The following is a 15,538-nucleotide window of genomic DNA, read 5'->3' as shown; positions in this document are numbered from 1 at the left end:
TAAGGCCCTGATGATTCAAAAGCAGGGCTCACCGGTGCAGGTTTTTAATCCTTTGGAAGCTGCCCTTGCGGCGTGTAGAGCCAAATGAGCCATAAAGGTTCATCGCCTGTATTCACATGCTGGTGCGGGACACCGTCAGGAATGAACATAAAATCATTTTGTTTAAAGGGCTGCCTTTCTCCATCACAAATGACTTCGCCGGACCCTTTAATCACAAAATCAAATTCCTCTGAACCCGGGTGATTGTGCACTGAACTTGCTTCCCCTGGTTCAAAAATGGTGAGACCCGCCATCATATGTTCTGATCCAACGGTATCTGGTGTAATCGTTTGAAATACCTTTCGAATCATTTGCTCCTCTGGACGATCTAAGCCTAACCATAATGGGTTCCCATCTTGAAACGGATTCAATACTTTAATTTTCATTGTTGATTCCTCCCTAGTAATGTTTAGTTCACACTGACATGTGAGCGTTTTGTATTTGGTGAATAAATGTCATTAATATTCCAATGTCCATCCGTAGGAACAGGATCATTTTTCATCGCTACATCAATGACGCAAGGCTCTTGAGAGGCAATGGCTTCAGCCAAGGCTTCTTTGAATTCAGACGCAGAAGTGATTTTAATCCCCTTCATTCCATAACCTCTCGCAATGGCAGCAAAATCCGGAGAATAGCTTTCTCCACCTTTTCTAAAAACAGTGCCGTACGTCGTTTCATAGTGCGCCATTTGCAAGCCGGCTATTGTGCCAAACGCACTGTTATTCATCACAATCCACACAACAGGAATATTTTCTTCAACGGCTGTTGCGAGAACGGATGGATTTTGACCGAATCCGCCGTCTCCAACGAGTGACACAACGACACGGTCAGGTTGGGCAATCTTTGCTCCAAGTGCAGCGGGAGCGCCAAATCCCATCGTCGCAAAACCACCTGGCGTTAAAATGGTCCCAGGAGTCAATACAGGAAATTGCTGTCCTACCCCATTTTTATTCCAGCCAACATCGGTTGTAATGAAAGCATCTGACGGCAATACTTCCCGCACTTCCTGCAAAATACGCTGCGGTTTCATTGGGAAAGACTCGTCTTGAATATTCGTCAAATTGCTCTTTTGAAATTCCTCACGATATGCCGCAATGTCCTTTTTCAGTTCAGGGCGATCGATACCTTCTGGCAGCCTTTCTTTCGCCACGCGATTGAGTACGGTCAGTGCCTGCTTGAGATCGGCTACCGCTCCAATTTCAACAGGGTAGTTCCGGCCAATTTCATTCGGATCAATGTCAATATGAATGAGCTTGGTTGATTGGAAATTGAACGTATACTCCGATTCCCACGAGCTCGCATCAGCTTCAGCAAAACGGGTGCCTAAAGCCAATATATAGTCCGCCTCTTTGCACTGATCATTAATAAATTTTGTCCCCCAAAATCCTGTCATTCCAAGGGTCATTGGGTGATCATCCGGCATGGCTCCTTTCCCCATCAAAGAATGAGCAACAGGGATACTTAGATGGTCAGAAAATGCCTTTAATTCTTCAGCTGCATCAGCTAGTAAAATGCCTCCCCCTACATATAAGAGCGGCCTTTCTGCCTGCAGCAATCGGTCTAATATCCGATTGGCCGTTTGATCATCAATAGAAGGTTTTTCAATGGTGTGTGTATGATGGTTCATTTGTTCAAACAGGGACACATCTAGGTCTTTTGAGAACACGTCCATCGGAACAGAAATAAGCACCGGGCCAGGTCGGCCGCTTTCAGCTAACTGAAATGCTTTTGATAAAATCTCTGGAAATAATTCTGGAATATCGACTCGCCATGCTCTTTTCACAAACGGCCGGTAAATTTCGTATTGAGAGGCATCGGAATGAAGATTAATCTCTTGGTGTGGGTGCTTTCCGTAGTAATGACTTGGAACATCTCCTGCAATGACAACCATCGGAATGGAATCAAGTGCTGCATTCGCCACACCTGTTGCCGCATTGGTGAGTCCAGGACCTAGGTGACTGAGAACAACAGCCGTCTGTTTCTTTGCTCGCGCATAACCATCTGCTGCATGTGCTGCTATCTGTTCATGCCTGACATTTACAAATTGAATCGAGCTTTTTTCAAGCGCTGATAAAAAAGCAATATTCGTATGACCACAGAGACCGAAAATATGCTCGACTCCCCGATTTTCTAAGTACTGAATAACCTGTGTAGAAATATTCTTCTTCATGTTTCTCTCCTCTCACGTTGCAGCTATGAATCTGCTACTCACTTATTCTTTGAAAACACAATAGATAGAACATTGCTCAAATCCTGTATCGCGACTTGCCCGGGAGCTGAGCTTTCTTTCCCTACAGCAAAGGTCATGACAGATCCAAAAAGTCCGCCAACCATTCTTGTAAAAGCCCCGTATTCCCCCATTGCCATCGAAATCACGGGAATTGACAGCTGCTTTTTCGCATAGCTGGTCGCTGAGAGCAGTGTTAATGCATCGTCATAGGAATGCGGCATCACTGCGATCTTTGCGATGTCGGCGCCGACTGATTCTGCATTGACGAGTAGCTGCACGAGACGATCTATCTCAGGGGTGCGATAGAAATCGTGATACGACACAATCAAGGTGACGCCATTTCTTTTAGCTGCCTGACTGACTTGCTGTATATGTGCCACATCCTGCATCAATTCATAATCAACGGCATCCACAAGCTGTGTGGAACAAAGCTCGGCAAGCAAAGAAACTTTCTCAGTTTCGGAGAGTGATATACTTTCACCGCCTTCCTTTTCAGAGCGAATGGTGAATAAAAATGGGATGCCCTTTGCCTTTTCTACCATTCCCTTAAGGGTTTCTATCACTTGTTCCTTGTCATGAAGGTGATGAAAAAAATCTGCCCGCCACTCGATCACATCAGGCTTCTTCTCTGTTAACACCTCGACCTCATGAAACAATTCTTCCTTTGTTTGTCCGATGAGCGGCGTACAAATCATTGGTTGACCGCCTGTCTGCACACTTTTTACTTTTTGCTGAAATGCATTCACATCCCTCCGCCCCTTTCACAGACCATTTGGGAGCACGACCATTTTGGTTTCGGTCATCTCCTCGATGGCGAAACGCGGACCCTCTCTTCCAAGACCACTTCGCTTAATCCCACCATAAGGCCAATGATCCAGTCTAAAATTCGATGTCCCATTGATGACAACACCGCCAGTTTCAAGCTCTTTTGCTGCGTGTAATGCCACATCCAGCTGATTCGTAAAGATCCCTGCCTGCAACCCATATCGACTATCATTTGCTTCTTTGATTGCCTCCTCCAGCTCCTCATAAGGGAGAACGCTGACAACTGGGCCGAACACTTCCTCACAGACAACCTTGGCCTGTTTCGGAGGGTTTAACAAAATAGCTGGCGTGATGCTCGCTCCTTTTCTTTTTCCCCCATATAAAAGCTCAGCACCCATGCTCTCTGCCTCTTGTATCCAGGCCTCAACACGCTGCGCGGCCTGGACATCAACCATACAGCCGATATCACTCTCACTAGACAGCGGATCTCCAACGACAAGCTGCTCTACTTTTTGTTTTAATACCTCAGTAAACGTCGGCATGATCTCCTGGTGGACATAAATTCTTTGAACAGAAATACAGCTTTGACCGGAATTACTAAAGCCTGTTTTGGCACAAAGGGATGCGGCTTGTTCAATATCTGCATCGTGATGAACAATCGTCGCGCCATTCCCTCCAAGTTCGAGCAGTACCTTTTTTAATCCCGCAGAGGTTGTAATATGTTCGCCTCCGGCAGCCCCGCCGGTAAAAGAGATGAGATTCGTTCTTTCATCAGTGACTAACTGCTTCCCAGCCTCGATCCCGCCAATTACAAGCTGCAATCCAGCCTCAGGAAATCCTGCTTCGAGAAGAAGTTTGACAAACGCTGTGGCAACAGCTGATGTTTGCGGTGCGGGCTTCAAAATTATGACATTCCCTCCCGCAAAGGCCGGACCGACTTTGTGACAAATTAAGTTGAGCGGTGCATTAAAAGGGGTAATTGCCAGTACAACTCCGACTGGTACTTTAAATGTCATGGCCATTGCTCCCTGTCCACGCGATGATACATTGCCAGGAATGGTCTCACCTATTAATCGATTCGCTTCTTCCGCCGACTGCGCCAGCGTCTCGATTGATCGCGAAACTTCATCTCTTGTATTTTTAAGTGGTTTGCCTAGTTCTAGCGAAATCAGTTTTGCAAAATGGTCTTTTTGTTCTTCAAGTAAGGTGGCTGCTTTTTTTAAAAGCTTTGAGCGTTCGATTGCCGATATTCCCGCTATTTGTTTTTTAGCATGCTGCGCACTAGAAAGTGCCTGTTCTATGTCTTCTGATGAGGCGAGATAGGATGTACCGATCCTTTCTCCTGAGTAAGGATTGATGATATCAGTTTTGACACGATCGGTATCCAGCCACTCGCCGTTTATATATGACAACGCTTTGAAACCACTCAAATTTTTTCTCCCTCCTTCAAGTGCCGCGTTCCATGCCCTGCATAACGAACCAATCTTTCTTCATTCGGACAAGGTCCCTTCACGAGGGCTCCCTTTGTCAGCTCCTCATATGCATGCGCCACGATGCCCATTCCTCTGGATAAGGAAAAAATGCCTTTTGCTGCTTCGGCCGGAATGTTTAATTCACATTGGATGGCAGCAGATACACCATCTATATTCATCGTGATTTTCTTCCCTTTCAGCTGTTCAAGCTCATGTCTAATCGCTTCGGCTAATCGTAAATATGTCCCGCTGATAACACCTTGCTGGACATATGTGTGACTCAGCTCATATAAACGTCTCACCCTCGGATCATCATCATGAAGCTGATGTCCGATTCCCGGGATTTTTTCCTTGCGAGTTAACCATGTTTGACACACTTGCTTTGCCGCAGACTGTACATCCTTTTGATCATCGTAGATCGCTTTGGCTTCGTATAACATACGCATGGCCTTCTCTCCGGCTCCGCCATGAATGTCACCTAATAGATTCACCCCTGTTGCAACAGAGGAATTAAACGAAATGCCGCAAGTCACCGCCATTCTGGCTGCTGCAATAGATGGCGCCCTTGGTCCATGGTCCGCACCTGCGACAAGAACACTTTCAAAAAGAGCTGCTTTTGAATCATCCAATAATTCACCAACAAGCAGTAAATAGAGCATTTGTGGATACGACAATTCACCAATCAGTTCTTCAATCGGATATCCTCGAAGTTCAATTGAATTTTTTTGAATATGACTAATCTCAGTCTCCCACCAAGCGCCTCCCTCTTTGTAAATTTCCAGTGCACTTCGATTTTTCATTGTGTCCATCATTCCTTTAGCTTCTTATTTGGAGGTGAACCACCCCTTTATTCCATTCAGTGGAATCTAATTTCACTTTTCGGAATGTGGTTTCATTGTAAGCGCATTCTTTTTCTTCGTCAATCATTTTTTCTGAAAATACTGTCAATAGAAACGAAATTAAGTGAATCGAACTAATTATGCTTGCTTTTTTTGATCAAAAAAACCGATATTTAGTGAAATGGACTTAAGTATATCGTTCTACTAATTTAATGAAATTTTGGTTATTTTGTCAAACCCACTTGAAATTCGACATAAAAAAACCTCTCCATCTGGAGAGGTCTCTGATTATTGACAAAGGGCTAAAACGATCTTTATTTTAGCCCTTTGTCTTCTTTTCAGCGTGATAGAAAACCTTTGCAGCCCTAGGAAGGACGAGTACCGGCGCGGAGCGAATGTGACATTCGTGAGTACCGGCGCGCAGACCTGACACCGAATGCGAGGGTTTGCCTACACGCTGAAACCTCTCCATCTTCTGGAGAGGTCTCTTTTTTATTTCCACCAATCATCAAACATGGAAGCGGGTACTTGGCGTTTATGCTCTGATTGAACATAGCGCTTTTCAATCGCTTCTGCTGCTTGATCTGACACTGGTTTGCCTTCTAAGTAATCATCAATTTCATTGTACGTAATGCCGAGTTCTGTTTCATCCGTTTGCTGAGGTTTGTCGTCCAGCAGATCGGCTGTTGGTTTCTTTAAATACAGGCGTTCCGGTGCTTCTAGCGCTTCGAGTAGCGCCCGGCCTTGGCGTTTTGTCAAGCCTGTGAGCGGAAGAACATCTGCACCGCCATCACCATACTTCGTGAAGAAGCCGGTTACTGCTTCAGCTGCATGATCTGTACCGATGACAAGCAATCCTTCCTCACCGCCGACAGCATATTGCGCGATCATTCTCATACGTGCTTTGACATTCCCTTTATTAAAGTCAGACAATGGGCCGCCTGTTTCTTTTTGATATTGATCACTGAATGCTGATACGGCAGGTGCAATATCATATTTCCACGACTTGTCTGGCTGAATAAATGATAGAGCAAGCTGTGCATCATCTTCATCCTGCTGCACACCATGCGGAAGGCGTACCGCAATAAAGACAGCATCCTCTTTTCCTTCTTGACGAAGCTCACTGACAGCAAGCTGTGCAAGACGTCCGGCAAGCGTTGAATCCTGCCCGCCGCTAATGCCGAGTACAAATCCTTTTGCCCCGGTTTTTTTCAAGTATTCCTTTAGAAATCCAACCCGTTTTTCGATCTCCTGCTTTGGGTCAATTGAGGGCTGCACATGCAACTCTTGGCTGATCTTTTTCTGCAAACTCATACACTTTTCCTCCTAAGCATCCTCTACATGAAGAGAACAGGTTTTACACACAATTCATTGATTTAACAACGTTTTTTGAATCTCCATTATACCATGTTTTCATCAAGAACATTTTGTTAGACGTTCCCCTATTTCTTAGATATCAAACATTCACAAGTGAAAAAGACCATGTCTTTATGGACTGGTCCTTTTCTTTTTTAATCGATTTCTACCCGTATAGATGTACAGCTTGAACCATTACACTTCCCAATATCAGCAGGACAAGCGGACACGGCCACAATGAGATCCATTTCAGCCCTCAGGCGAATGTAGTCACCTGGCAGCGATTTTGGCAGCTCGACAGACAGCTTTCCTTTTTCATCAATGACTGTATTCATAAAGGCATTAAAAGGATAATACATATCCTCCTTTGGAATTCCAAAAGGCTCAAAGGCCGTCCGCAAATTGTCGTAGCATGTATGCATGACCTCTAAGTGCGTCCTTCCGTATAAAAGCTGATACATCTCTTGCCGGCAGGCGGGCATGTATAAATCATGGCATTCTACTGTATCTTCAATGATCGTAAACATCGGTTTATATAAATTAGAATAGAGCTTATCGCCTTTTTTTACTTTGGACGAGAACAAACTGTCCATCGTCGCACCTTGGTCAAATTTTTCATAAAAATCCTTTTCATGATAGGCCATTACATCTGCTACTTGCTGGCCTTCAATATCAACCACTCGCATACATTGGCCTTTCCCTAAACGAAAGCCGAGTCTACCCTTTGGCAAAATGACGTATTCTCCGTTCATCACATGCACTCCTTTCCATGACAGTATGCCCAAAATGTCCCCTTGATCATGTATAAAAAAAAGACGCGGTCACAAGCTAATGTCATTGAAATAGAAAGGTGTTGCACTTGCATTGAAAGAAGAACAATCTTTATCTTGGTGGCAGCTTTCTCTCATCGGAGTCGGCTGTACAATTGGCACTGGGTTCTTCCTTGGTTCCAGCATCGCCATTACAAAATCCGGTTATTCCGTCTGCATCTCCTTTTTGCTTGCTGCGGTCGGAACGTATCTCGTTTTTAAACATTTGGCTGCGATGACAGCCGATAATCCTGATAAAGGGTCATTTTGTTCCTATGCTCGTAAAGCATATGGACGCTGGGCAGGATTTAGTAATGGCTGGGTGTATTGGTTTGCAGAAATGCTGATTACAGGAAGTCAGTTAACCGCCATTTCTCTATTTACCCGTCACTGGTTTCCTTCTGTTCCGCTTTGGGTGTTTTCTGCAATTTATTCCGCTCTTGCTCTGCTCGTCATTATCATTGGGCTTTCTTCTTTTCAAAAGACAGAAAATGTTCTGGCGGTACTGAAAACAGCGGCGATTTTTCTATTTATGATTCTTGCGGTGCTTGTATTATTCGGCATTTTGACAGAACATAAACCGACCCTTCATCTGCCTAATAAGGATCACGAATGGATGCCTCTTGGTCCGCTTGGTCTTTGGAATGGTTTGATTTATGCGTTTTATGCTTTTGGGGGGATTGAAGTCATGGGGCTGATGGCGGTTCATTTAAAGGACCCGAAAGATGCAGCAAAGGCTGGACGTGTCATGCTGATCATTCTAGCAGTCATCTATATCGTCTCAATCGGACTTGCTCTCTTGCTTGTCCCAGTGACAGCCTTTAATGAGAACAGCAGTCCATTTATTACTTCATTAGAGCCGTTTCATTTATCGATCTTTCTTCATATCTTTAATGGCATTTTCATCATTGCCGGTTTTTCAACATTGGTTGCCTCTCTCTATGCAGTCACAACGCTGCTCGGCACAATGTCAGAGCATCAGGATGCACCTGCTTGCTTTAAACAAAAAGATCCATCGCATGTGAGATGGTCTTCGATTATCTTAACTGCTGCTGGCTTAATTGTCTCGATTTTGCTTGCACTCTTTTTGTCCAAACACATCTACGAGCATCTCACAACAGCAGCCGGTCTTACTTTGCTGTATACATGGATCTTTATTCTGTTCTCAAGTAAAAAGCTATCCAAGCCATCCACTCGCCAAACGTGTGAAATGATTCTTGCGCTGCTCTTAATTGGAGCCGCCGTTTCAGGCACATTAACAGAGGCAAGCGGACGACCTGGCTTTTTTATCAGCCTTGGGATCATTGCAGTGATTGCCGTCATGGTGCTATTTATGAGGAAAAAGTGGAAACAGGATCAGACCGCATCATAATTTCATCATGTTTTTTAATGCAGTAAATGGACATTTGGCGGAGGCTGGTTTCTCCGCCTCTTCATCTGGGAGAAAGTACTGCTTCCATTCATGATTGGTCGGATCCCCGTACCATTTTAATGATGGATGAACACTGACCTCATCATATGCTTTGAGCCGCTTGCGAACGAGCTGGCTCATTTTTTGTCCAAACTTGGTCGATCCATTCAATTTCTCAAACACCCATCTAGGCTGAAATGCCATCATGACATAAGGGAAGTGGCGGCTTTTTCTGAGCTTGTGAGCAGGTGTGGAACACAAAATAAAATAAGCTTCACCATGGAAGCAATACTCCCACTCATGATGATGAGTATCTAGCGGAATCTCCTCAGGCCATGGTTCTTCATCTTTATGATGCAGCCGTTGAAGCAGCGACCAAAAATGCTGCTCAAACTCTTCAAGCGAACTTTCCTTTAAATCCTGCGGTGTTTCAAAAAAACAGATAAATGAAGCATATTGACCGGTTTCTTTCGCACAGCCTTTGTATTCTCTAAGCAGCTGGGCTAATTCATCCACTGCTTCCTCTTCCCTCGGGTCACCAACAAACCCATAGCGTAAATGATCGAGAAAAAATCCCTGTCTCCCGGGTACACAAGGGAATGTATCTGCTTCATCTCCGACCATCTCGCCAAATTGTTTGAAAGCATCCTGCTTCCATTCTTCTAGTGATCGTAGATTTTGATCAAGGCAACTTTTTGCATACAGCTGGGCCATTTCCTTCCACCTCGTTTTAGCGTCTTCTCCACAGCCTATGAGGTGGAAATGGCTGTGGTGACTGTCCTTCCACGACTTTCCTTGCGGATGACAAGATGGGGTCTCCATTCAAATTGAGTAGGTATTTGTTTCTTTTATTCTATTATGTGATGAACCTAGCGTAAGTTAATAGAGCGCCTTTCGTTATTTCTACGATTGGCTCTTCATCAAAAAGACGGAATCCAGCACCCAATAAATAAGGGCTGCGCAGAAGCTAAACAAATAAACTTTATAGCTGATGAACACAACAAGTCCATAATCAATCCATAAAGCCAAAGCCGAGCAAACCACCCAGGCCGCAATAAAATAAATAAATAAGTCACGGCTTCGAAACCTTTTAGGATGCCGGTGTAAAACAAGCTGAATTGGTACAGCAAAAATGACATAAGCAAGCAAAATGAACAGACTGGTCATCTCCACATAACTGAAGCCCGCTTCAGATGGCATAAATAAAAACGTATAAACAAATGTTGCTGTGATGACTGATAAAATCAACATACACAAATAATTAAATACTGGCAGAAACATACGCATAGCAGAAGCTCCTTCAAGCCATTTTCTATTCCACCATTATTCAAGAATGTGTTATGTCTGTCAATCCTTACAAAAAAAACAGACTGTATGTATCAGTCTGTTTTTCTACCCAATCAACGCCATAATCCCTTGATACCCAAAATAGACGCCGAATCCAAGTAAAGATATTCCTGCAAGAACGGATAAGCCATGTAACACACGTTCACTTAAATAACGCCTAAACGAACTAGCTAGCAGTGCCATGCTGAAATCCCAGATCAGCATGCCAATAAAAATAGCCATACTGTACATGAGCATTTGGGAAGCTCCATACTTTTCGATCGTATTGGCTAAGATGCTGCCGTAGATGCCAAGCCAAAACAAAATACTGAGCGGATTAGATAAAGAAATGAAAAATCCGGTCATGAACGAATGGCCAACTGATGTGTTTCCGCTATCCTTTTTCGGACTCTCCTGTAAATTGATTTTACGCAGACTTTCAATACCGGTATAGGTCAGAACGAAAAAGCCGAACAGCCACAAAAAGGTTTTTACAAGAGGTGCAGTCAAAAGCTGGGCGACACCAAAATAGATGAGAAGCATATAGACAATATCCGCAGCCATAGCCCCCACACCAAAAATCCACGCATGCCAAAATCCACTTTTAATACCTCTGTCGATTTGGGCTGCATTGACTGGCCCAACAGGCGCTGAAAGCGACAACCCTAAAAAGATATAACCAAAAAACACCGCCACATAGACGTCCTCCTTTTGATGCTGACTTGTACATGTTATTCAAACTTTCTGCGTTTTAGTACAAGTCCTTTGACATCATTTCAGGGGGACCTTGGGGAGCGGCTTGATCATGTGCTTAGCCTTTCAGTTCCGTCTGCTGCGGGTGTACTGTTTCTTTTTTCTTAGAACGATTCATTTGAATCGCAGCTACAAACAAAAGAACAGCTAAGAAAGCAAATACAAAGACGGCACTTGCCGCTCCTGCCCATTCAAGACTAAATCCAATCAAAAAGGACAAGCAGGCTCCGCCTAAGCTCGCGGCTGCAATAAAATAACTCGTCGCCTCATCGATGGCATTTTCAATCATTAGCGCTGATGCTGTCAGTGCGATTGGGAACATGCCAGCTGCGCAAAGGCCGATGAAAAAGATGAGAATCAGCTGCGCAGTAATGTGGGTTGTCAGAGCGAATATCACAAGCAGCAAAATCATCAGTGATGCGCTTAGCTTTAAAAAACGCAGCGGGTGCAGCTGATCAGCTTTTCTCGCAATCACAGTCCTGCCAATGACGATCGCTGTCCAGAAAGTAGAGACCGCAAAGAGGCCCCAATTTTCTCCCCCCTTTTCCAGCATGATCGACGGCAAAAAGTTCGCAAAGTTCGTTTCAATCCCTGCGTAGAAAAAGGCAAAACAAATCATAATGACCACGATCATTCGATTATTTCGATCAAGAAGCAAGGACGGTTTCCTCATCCCTCCTGTGGAAGGAGCATCCATCTGTCCATGAGGCAGTTTGTTCATAAAAACAAGCCATAGCATGAGGAAAAATGTCAGCGCACCCACCTGAAATAAAAACACATACTGCCATGTCTGATCTGTGACAGTCAGCAAAATCACTAGCGGAAATAACAGTGCACCTAATCCAAAAAAGACCTCCATGATACTGATTCGCTTTGCACTATTAGCCATTGAAATGACATACGCACCGGCTGTTGTCTCAAGACTGCCTGCGCCACTCCCAAGAAAAAAACCTGCCAGCACAAGCGTCGTCCAGCCCGGCACCAACAGCCCCAGCAGAAGTGAGCCAATCATCAGCAAAAGACCCATCGTCAGCACAGCGCCATAGCCTCTTTTTCTCACTAGAATGGGGGATAGCAGAACACCTGTCAAAAAACCAATAAACTGAAAAAAAATTAAAGATGATAATTCCCCAGGACCCTTATCATAACTCGACAGCAAATAAGGCGTTAAGCTGCCAAAGAACACATGAATGGTCCCAATAAAAAAATAAAAGACACAGCCAAAATAAAATACCTTTTTCATCTTTTCACTTCCTCTAAAAAGGAGCGGAGTCATGACATCCTCCGCTCCACCTCTTTAATATGCCTGAGCAGAGACAACTGCCTCTTCCCTCTCAAAGCATGTATTGAGCGCAGCCTGCGCGCGATAACCATCTTCAAAATCAGCGACCTTCATATGAGTTGGGTATGGATCAGTATTCACCCAATGCATCAGCTGATCGCGGAATGTATCGGACCATCCGTAAAATTCATTCGGCGGATCTGTCAGCAAGGTTTGCGGCATTTGATGACGCTCCACACACAATCCATCACTGATCTCATATTCGTTTTTCATGTTCGTATGGTATTTGAATACCTTGTCATGACCAACGACTTCTACACTAAATCCACATTCCTCAGGCTGCGTACTTTTGGATGTCACCAAATGAAAGAACACTTGATTCTCCATCTGCCCGAAAATTTCGGTATGATCATCCACCTGTACCTTTTTCTCTTCTTTTTCCTTTACACGTGTCAGCATCTTGGTGTTAAGTGATTCTTTCTTCATTTCACTGCCAAATAAGTACCACAGCATATCAATCAAATGAATGCCAAGATCTCCTAGCGCACCGCTCGTACGCAGACTTTCGCCGCTGTCTCTCCATGAAAATGTCTTTCTTCTGAGGGCACTGTTTTTCTTAAAATGAGTTCTGACGGTCAAAATACGGCCTAATTCTCCGTTGGCAATCAAGTTCTTCAATATATTCACAAAGGATAAATAACGATAGTTAAAGCCCATACTGGCTTGAACTTGGAACTGTTTGGCTGTCTCTACCATTTCCTTCGCTTCCTTCAGCGACACAGCCATCGGTTTTTCACATAAAATCGGCTGTCCTGCTCTTAGCGACTGAAGGGCATGGTCCTTATGACAAAAATTAGGGGAAGCAATGATCAACCCATCAGATGCATCTGCAAGTGTCTCGATACTTGAATACACACGTCCGCCGTACTGTTTAATGAATCCCTGTGCGACCGACTCATGCAAATCATAGACACCGGATAATTCTGCACCTTTGATCGTTGATAATGCTCTTGCATGTGCTTTTGCAATATTCCCTGCTCCAACAATTCCAATTTTCTTCATGAATGTGCCTCCTCATGTTTATACATCACTGTTTTCAGAGTTTCATAGATTCCTTTTGCATACCCATGATGACAAATTTGGTGATGGTGCCGTTTGGCTTCGCCTGTCGCATTTTGGACAAGGAAACCGTGCGTGACGGATTGAAGCATCCGCAAATCGTTCCCACTATCACCAAACGCAAAGCCTTGATCTTTCGATAGATCATATTGGTTCAGCATAAAGCGGACAATTTCATCCTTCCCTGTTCCTACTGGTAAAAAATCGACATCATAGCAATCCGCAGGATCTCCTGCAAGCGGGTTGCATTTGTTGATGTTGACCGCCACACCCCGCTCTTTAGCCAGTGTTTGAATAAATGATAGATGATGAAGATCCGTCCGTTCATCCTGCTCTTGATAATAGAAATTCTTTTTATACCCTGAGCTGCCCAGCTGCGTTTGCGGTCTAAGGGAAATGCCCTTTTCTCGGACAGTTTCCAGGATGTCTTCGATTTTTTCATCTGAAAAGCCCTGTGCATCCAGCCGCTTCATCCACTCTGCATCTGGCTGTCCAAAATGAACATCCGACGTATATACAATCTCAGTCCCTAAGTTCGACGCAATGAAATGCGGGAATTGATGAAACCCGCCTTTTTCCATTTTGCTCGTGACAGAATCGAGGCTGCTTCCCGTCACCCAGCCCAGCAAAAGCTGTCCCGCTTCACTCTTTTCTGCTACAAAGGCTTCCAGCCGCTTGACATCCTCTCTCTGCTCCTCTGTCATTTCGTGAGAATAATACGTTTCATCAAAATCACAGAAGACGATCCACTGCGGATTCTTCGGCTGATTCAGCAGTTTTTTATTGAATGGAAGACTTGATAACATGATGAACCCCCTCGATGACCTTCTCCTGATCTTGCAGCGGCATTCCTGGGTAAAGTGGCAAGTGAAGTAATTGCTGCGCTGCCTTTTCCGTGTGCGGTAGTGTTGTTTGTCTATACTTTTGAGAAACAAGATTTGTTTGATGCTGATGCGATAGGATCGGGTAATAGACATCCGTCTCTATGCCCATTTCCAGCAATTTCGCTGCCAGTTCATCTCGCTCTCCCTTCAGTACTCTAATCGGGAATAGATGCCATACATGATCATCCGTCAGCTTCGGAAGCTTCATGTATCCTTCATCCTCAAGCGTTTGCAGCTGGTCAATATATCGCTTGGCTAAGTAAAAACGTTTAAAGTTTTGCAGTCCTAAATACTTCATTCGTTCGAGTCCGATTGCTGCCTGCAAATTATCAATTTTGGAATTAAAGCCGTAGTCGCTGCGTTTGACATTTTTCTTTCCAGCTTCAAAGCCGTGATAGCTGATCTCCATGCATTTTTCCGCTAAGGCCTCATCGTTTGTAGCGATGGCGCCTGCCTTTCCGCAGACCCCAAGGTTTTTGTATGGATTAAAGCTGAGAACAAGTCCATCTCCATAAGCACCAAGGCCACTGCTGCCAATCGCTTGACAGCCATCTTCAATGATTTTCAGCCCATGCTGTTTCGCAATCGCCGAAATAGCCTTCATATCCGCTTGCTTTCCATATAAATGAACCGGTAGAATGCATACCGTTTTATCTGTGATATGCTTCTCTATTTCACTCGCTGCGAGGCAGTAGGTTTCTGGATCGATATCGGCATATACCGGAACAGCCCCAATGGCAAGCACTGCATTTTCTGTTGCAGCAAAGCTGTTGGCTGGCAAAATCACCTCGTCTCCCGGATGGACGCCTGCCGATATGAGACTGATCATCAAGGCATCTGTTCCACTTGACGTGGCTATGACATATTTTTTCCCTAAGTACTCAGCAATCGCCTTTTCAAAGGTCGGAATATATGGCCCTGAAGTAAAACGGCCAGAGCTCAATACTTCCTTCAACACCAGCATAATATCATCGATTTCATCCTCTGAAATCAGTTTATCAACCGGCAGAAACGGTATCTTTTTTTCCTTATTTTGTTTATAATGGAAGAGAATTTTTTCCAAACCTGTGCGTTCTATATCTTGCTCAAGGAACGTCACCAGCTTTTCATTTGCTAGATGCTTTTCAACTGAATCGGCTTTTACTTGAACACCTTGATTGATCATATCCAGCAAAGGAAGATAATCCTTGCTTTTACCTGATATCTTCGTCAATATTTGCATTCCATTCCCTCCAATTAATCAATTCCTTTTG

15 protein-coding genes are annotated in these 15,538 nt (G+C 44.3%); 1 reads left to right on the top strand and 14 read right to left on the bottom strand.

Annotated features, from left to right (window positions below):
• Nucleotides 1–44 precede the first annotated feature (44 nt).
• The 7 genes from NST59_RS01775 to NST59_RS01745 all read right to left on the bottom strand — a co-directional run bounded on the left by NST59_RS01775 (nt 45) and on the right by NST59_RS01745 (nt 7,453).
• Nucleotides 45–425 (bottom strand): cupin domain-containing protein, encoded by a 381-nt coding sequence (locus tag NST59_RS01775; RefSeq protein ID WP_039176346.1) that lies wholly within the window; start codon nt 423–425, stop codon nt 45–47.
• Between the two features lie 23 nt (nt 426–448).
• Nucleotides 449–2,209, bottom strand: coding sequence for a thiamine pyrophosphate-binding protein (locus NST59_RS01770; RefSeq protein WP_144490699.1), 1,761 nt, complete (start codon nt 2,207–2,209; stop codon nt 449–451).
• Between the two features lie 38 nt (nt 2,210–2,247).
• Nucleotides 2,248–2,964 carry a type I 3-dehydroquinate dehydratase gene (aroD, locus tag NST59_RS01765; RefSeq protein ID WP_216431146.1) on the bottom strand — a complete coding sequence of 239 codons (717 nt, stop codon included), beginning with the start codon at nt 2,962–2,964 and terminating at the stop codon, nt 2,248–2,250.
• A gap of 66 nt (nt 2,965–3,030) precedes the next feature.
• Complete coding sequence (locus NST59_RS01760; RefSeq protein ID WP_058837281.1) at nt 3,031–4,464, bottom strand: aldehyde dehydrogenase family protein; 1,434 nt, start codon at nt 4,462–4,464, stop codon at nt 3,031–3,033.
• Entirely contained in the window at nt 4,461–5,318 is an 858-nt protein-coding gene (locus NST59_RS01755) for a citryl-CoA lyase (protein WP_082672180.1), read from the bottom strand. The genes NST59_RS01760 and NST59_RS01755 overlap by 4 nt, the downstream gene beginning before the upstream one ends.
• Nucleotides 5,319–5,837: 519 nt before the next feature.
• Entirely contained in the window at nt 5,838–6,659 is an 822-nt protein-coding gene (gene nadE / locus NST59_RS01750) for an ammonia-dependent NAD(+) synthetase (RefSeq protein ID WP_024424335.1), read from the bottom strand.
• 197 nt (nt 6,660–6,856) lie between these two features.
• Complete coding sequence (locus tag NST59_RS01745; RefSeq protein WP_106025724.1) at nt 6,857–7,453, bottom strand: DUF1989 domain-containing protein; 597 nt, start codon at nt 7,451–7,453, stop codon at nt 6,857–6,859.
• Nucleotides 7,454–7,565: 112 nt separating this feature from the next.
• On the opposite strand from NST59_RS01745, the gene NST59_RS01740 reads away from it, so the two are divergent.
• The gene (locus NST59_RS01740) at nt 7,566–8,882 is read left to right on the top strand and encodes an amino acid permease (RefSeq protein ID WP_039176332.1); all 1,317 of its coding nucleotides are present in this window, start codon (nt 7,566–7,568) and stop codon (nt 8,880–8,882) included.
• Here NST59_RS01740 and NST59_RS01735 read toward each other — a convergent pair.
• The 7 genes from NST59_RS01735 to NST59_RS01705 all read right to left on the bottom strand — a co-directional run bounded on the left by NST59_RS01735 (nt 8,877) and on the right by NST59_RS01705 (nt 15,507).
• Nucleotides 8,877–9,635, bottom strand: coding sequence for a YqcI/YcgG family protein (locus NST59_RS01735; RefSeq protein WP_099662871.1), 759 nt, complete (start codon nt 9,633–9,635; stop codon nt 8,877–8,879). The genes NST59_RS01740 and NST59_RS01735 overlap by 6 nt on opposite strands.
• Nucleotides 9,636–9,824: 189 nt before the next feature.
• Nucleotides 9,825–10,208, bottom strand: coding sequence for a UPF0715 family protein (locus NST59_RS01730; RefSeq protein WP_185847152.1), 384 nt, complete (start codon nt 10,206–10,208; stop codon nt 9,825–9,827).
• A gap of 105 nt (nt 10,209–10,313) precedes the next feature.
• Nucleotides 10,314–10,943, bottom strand: coding sequence for a LysE family translocator (locus NST59_RS01725; RefSeq protein ID WP_144490697.1), 630 nt, complete (start codon nt 10,941–10,943; stop codon nt 10,314–10,316).
• A gap of 115 nt (nt 10,944–11,058) precedes the next feature.
• Nucleotides 11,059–12,243: an MFS transporter gene (locus tag NST59_RS01720; RefSeq protein WP_247544622.1), complete on the bottom strand. Its 1,185-nt coding sequence runs from the start codon at nt 12,241–12,243 to the stop codon at nt 11,059–11,061.
• Between the two features lie 54 nt (nt 12,244–12,297).
• A complete protein-coding gene (locus NST59_RS01715) occupies nt 12,298–13,344 on the bottom strand; it encodes a Gfo/Idh/MocA family protein (RefSeq protein ID WP_039176319.1) in 1,047 nt (348 codons plus the stop codon).
• Nucleotides 13,341–14,207 carry an HAD-IIB family hydrolase gene (locus NST59_RS01710; protein ID WP_039176316.1) on the bottom strand — a complete coding sequence of 289 codons (867 nt, stop codon included), beginning with the start codon at nt 14,205–14,207 and terminating at the stop codon, nt 13,341–13,343. The genes NST59_RS01715 and NST59_RS01710 overlap by 4 nt, the downstream gene beginning before the upstream one ends.
• On the bottom strand, nt 14,182–15,507 hold the full coding sequence (locus NST59_RS01705; RefSeq protein ID WP_058837276.1) for a DegT/DnrJ/EryC1/StrS family aminotransferase: 1,326 nt from the start codon (nt 15,505–15,507) through the stop codon (nt 14,182–14,184). Before NST59_RS01705 ends, NST59_RS01710 begins: the two co-directional genes overlap by 26 nt.
• Between the last annotated feature and the right edge of the window lie 31 nt (nt 15,508–15,538).

It is taken from the genome of Bacillus sp. FSL R5-0439, assembly GCF_038008805.1.
In the GTDB taxonomy this organism is placed as follows: domain Bacteria; phylum Bacillota; class Bacilli; order Bacillales; family Bacillaceae; genus Bacillus; species Bacillus safensis.
This window is presented reverse-complemented; position numbering and strand designations above follow the sequence as displayed.